Annotated in this window: 3 protein-coding genes and 2 pseudogenes; 2 read left to right on the top strand and 3 right to left on the bottom strand. The window is 67.1% G+C overall.

Annotation, left to right across the window (positions count from 1 at the left end; translation table 11 throughout):
* Positions 1–94: 94 nt before the first annotated feature.
* From ACZ7N4_RS39045 to ACZ7N4_RS39035, 3 genes and pseudogenes are all read right to left on the bottom strand, one after another.
* Positions 95–427 (bottom strand): winged helix-turn-helix domain-containing protein, encoded by a 333-nt coding sequence (locus ACZ7N4_RS39045; protein WP_471368782.1) that lies wholly within the window; start codon positions 425–427, stop codon positions 95–97.
* Between the two features lie 6 nt (positions 428–433).
* Positions 434–862, bottom strand: coding sequence for a hypothetical protein (locus ACZ7N4_RS39040; RefSeq protein ID WP_471368781.1), 429 nt, complete (start codon positions 860–862; stop codon positions 434–436).
* A 146-nt stretch (positions 863–1,008) separates the two neighbouring features.
* Positions 1,009–1,779, bottom strand: a pseudogene (locus ACZ7N4_RS39035) (transposase).
* A gap of 986 nt (positions 1,780–2,765) precedes the next feature.
* Here ACZ7N4_RS39035 and ACZ7N4_RS39030 point away from each other — a divergent pair.
* Both ACZ7N4_RS39030 and ACZ7N4_RS39025 read left to right on the top strand, forming a co-directional pair.
* Positions 2,766–2,843, top strand: a pseudogene (locus ACZ7N4_RS39030) (transposase); the annotation flags it as partial.
* 141 nt (positions 2,844–2,984) lie between these two features.
* Positions 2,985–3,182, top strand: a complete 198-nt coding sequence (locus tag ACZ7N4_RS39025) for a hypothetical protein (protein WP_471368778.1) — start codon at positions 2,985–2,987, stop codon at positions 3,180–3,182.
* Positions 3,183–3,273: the final 91 nt, after the last annotated feature.

Here is a 3,273-nt window from a genome sequence, read left to right as displayed (position 1 = left end):
CACGATCCACGGACGAGAGTTCCTCTTCCCCACGAACAGAGCAACGAGCATCTGAGCCGACAGTCACACCATCAGCGACTTCTGTTAGGACCTCTTAGGTGTCTCGGCCAGTGGCCGTGTCATGCTGTCGGCCCTGCTCGACACTTGTGTTCACCAGCGCGTTCAGCGCTGCGAGATGCTCTTCAAGCGCCTTCCTGCCGTCGGGTGTCAAAGACAGCCACGTGCGAGGTCGCCTGCCGAGATACCCTTTGCGCACGGCCACATATCCAGCACCCTCCAGCGCTGTGACCAACTTGGACAGCGTGGCGGCCGAAGCGCCGCAGCACTCCTGCACCGCCTTGAATTCGGCCTCTATGCAACCGGACAGGAAGGCGACGATGGCCAGACGCGTGGGGTGATGGATCTGCTCATGCAGCTTTCCTGTCATCGGTTCTCAGGCCTTACGTGCGCCGGCCAGGCGGATCCACGCGGTGGCCCCAAGACCACAGCCCAGCATGATGAGGAACCAGGGGCCATCGACTGCCGTATCGACGAGCAGCGCAACCGCCACGACAAGGAGCGTCGCACCGCTGTTCTTCCAGCGGTCGGTACTCTCCGGCCCTGCGGACCAAGCCTTGACGCCGCTATGGCATGCGGCGACAACAGGAACGGCGACGGCCGCGACGATCAGCAGGAGAGCGACGGCGCGGATTCCCCACTGCCAGCGATGCACCTCGTCGGCTAGGCCGAGCGCGGACAGTCCGACAGCAAAGCTGAGTCCGACGAAAGACGGGTGCCACGCTGCGACAGGACGTGCGCGGGCAGCCGATCGCAAGGTAGCGGCCGTGTCCAGCGCTGCACGAGCGTCGTCATGCGTGCTCATCGCATTCCTCCTCCAGCAGTAGCGATGCGATGCTGCAAGAGTGGCACATAGTTTCCAGGTAGGCAACTAACTGAGCGCTGGCAAGATTTCGCCCATCGGATAACCCTCGAGGTATGCAACTAGAGGTTGTCCGTATGGGGTGTGGGTCATCCGGTGAGGGCCAGGTTGTGGGGCCGAGCGATGCCAGCATGGCCTGGTGCACGCCGCTGCCCTTGAGCCGGCAGTCTCGAAGGATCTTCCGCTCCTTCAGCCGCGACAGGACGTGTTCCACGCGTGCTCGTGCTCGGCGGTGGACGGCGTTCTCCGCTTCCTGTTGCGGTGTGAGATGTGATTGACCTCGTCGTTTGCGGTGAGGGATGAGCAGGCCGGTGCCCTGGTAGCCGCCGTCGGCGATGGTCGGGGTGCCGCGGCAGGCCCGGTCGACGCCGGACTCCGTGAACGCCCGGCAGTCGTTGCGGCTGCCGGGCAACGGCAGGCCGATCGCCACCACCAGGAGACTGTTGGCATCGATGACGACCTGCAGGTTCGTCGAGTACCGATAGTTCTTGCTCGAGGCGGCGATGCCGCGGTCGCGGGTAGGCACGAGGGTGCGTGCCGTCCACGATGTAGACGGTGTCCTTGCGCGGCCGGCGGGCCGGCGAAATGGCCAGTAGAGGTGCCAGGTGATCGAGGATGCGGTCGGCCGCCGACTTCGAGACCCCGAACAACGGCGCCACCTGCCGCAAGGTGAGGTTCGTCCGCCAGTACGTCGCCACCAGCAACACCCGATCCTCCAGCGACAGCCGCCACGGCCTGCCCCTCTGAACATCACCACCGCGACGCCGCACCAACGTCACCAGCCTGGCGAACTGCACCTCGGTCAACCCGGAGAACGGCTCGATCCACTTCGCATCATCTGCTGAGATCACCCCACCCATGCCCAGCCAAGCACCAACCGCCCCAACGGTTACGGGACAACCTCTAGCAAGCGGCTGCCCCGGCCGACTGAGGGGAGTACAACGCGAGCGAAGGGGGCTACAGCCGAGAAGGGTGGTCCCCTTCACTCGCTTCCCTTCTGGGCTGACCTTTCGCGGGACGGCTATTACGCCGTAATGGGCCCGGGCCCGAGGGCCGGTCATTTACGTGTCACTGCACGAGGTGCTGCTGCAGCCACTCGGCGCGTTTGTGTCTTCGAGGGCCCGGTCCCCTTGTGCCCGCGTCACGGGACGACGGGCGAAGTCGCCGGAGCGCCGGTCGGGACGGGGCCGCTCGAGCGCCCCCGCAGGCGACGCAGACAGCGAAGGTGCAGGGGATCGAACCCACCCAAGCACGGAGGCCCCGGTGGTCCCCCCCGTCCTTGCCGCACCACTCGCCGGAACAGCGCGAGCCTCTGGGGCAGCTCGCCGACGCGGCCCGGCTGCGCGCGGCGCTGCATCCGCCACCGAAGCCGCCGCCCGCCGTCCGGCGCCGCTCCCGCTTACGGCAGTACCACGGCGATCGGCCGAACCCGTGGCGCTCCGTGCGGGGCCCCCGCTGCGGATGCGTGCGCACGGTGAACTCCACCGCGCACCCGGGCGCGGATCGGCGGCTGAGTGGGGAGTGGAGTCCACTCGGAGAGTGAAGACCACGGTGGTGCGCTACGGGTGCGGTGGGTGGGGGAATGCAGGACATCCCGACATCCGGTTCGGTGCATCAGGCGCACCGGTTCGCGCGCCGACGATGCCGTGCACCCTCGCCCACCCCACCGGTCGACGACGAGCAGCTGCTACGCAGCAGGGAATTACGGGGATAGTCCGGAGGAGGATACTACCGGGGCCATGCGGCCAGCTTGCGGACCCGGCGGTCGAACCAGTTCAAGCCGCAGGTCGAGTCCGAGGGCCTGGTGACGGGCACCTGACAGACGGATGGACTTCGCTCCGGGCGGCTCCGCATCGGCCGGGAAGCGTTACGGTGCCTGCTCCGGCGCCGCGGCATCACCTTCCAGCGCACCAAGACCTGGAAGTGCCGGGTCTGGACAGGCGAAACTCCGTACGGGCGCCTCTGCTGGCGGATAGCGTTAACACGTGCTCGATGCGGTCGAGCTTGGCGTCGCGCTCGGGGTCGGCCGCTGCCTGAGACTCCGGAGCCGGAGCAGCCGGCGCCAGTGCTCGACCTGATGGCCGCGCTGCAGGAATCGGTGTCGAAGGCGAAGGCCTCTCGGGGCGAGTCCGTCGGCCCGGCCCAGGTGCACGAGCTGCCGCAGCCGAAGAAGGCTGCTGGGAAGAAGCAGCCGGCCAAGGAGACCACAGCGAAGAAGGCGGCCACGAAGAAGGTAGCCGGCCGACGACCCCGCAGCGCCTAGGTGTGCTGTCCCGGGACGTTGGTGACACGCGTGCTGGGTGCTTGAACAGGTGAGGGCCTTCTGGGTTCGGTGTGGATTGCGACATCTGCAC

Source organism: Streptomyces sp. NPDC107654 (genome assembly GCF_055639035.1).
This window is presented reverse-complemented; position numbering and strand designations above follow the sequence as displayed.

What these genes read in the sequence shown, in the direction of transcription:
- ACZ7N4_RS39045 (WP_471368782.1), bottom strand. Translation starts at nt 427, where the DNA reads ATGACAGGAAAGCTGCATGAGCAGATCCATCACCCCACGCGTCTGGCC.
- ACZ7N4_RS39040 (WP_471368781.1), bottom strand. Translation starts at nt 862, where the DNA reads ATGAGCACGCATGACGACGCTCGTGCAGCGCTGGACACGGCCGCTACC.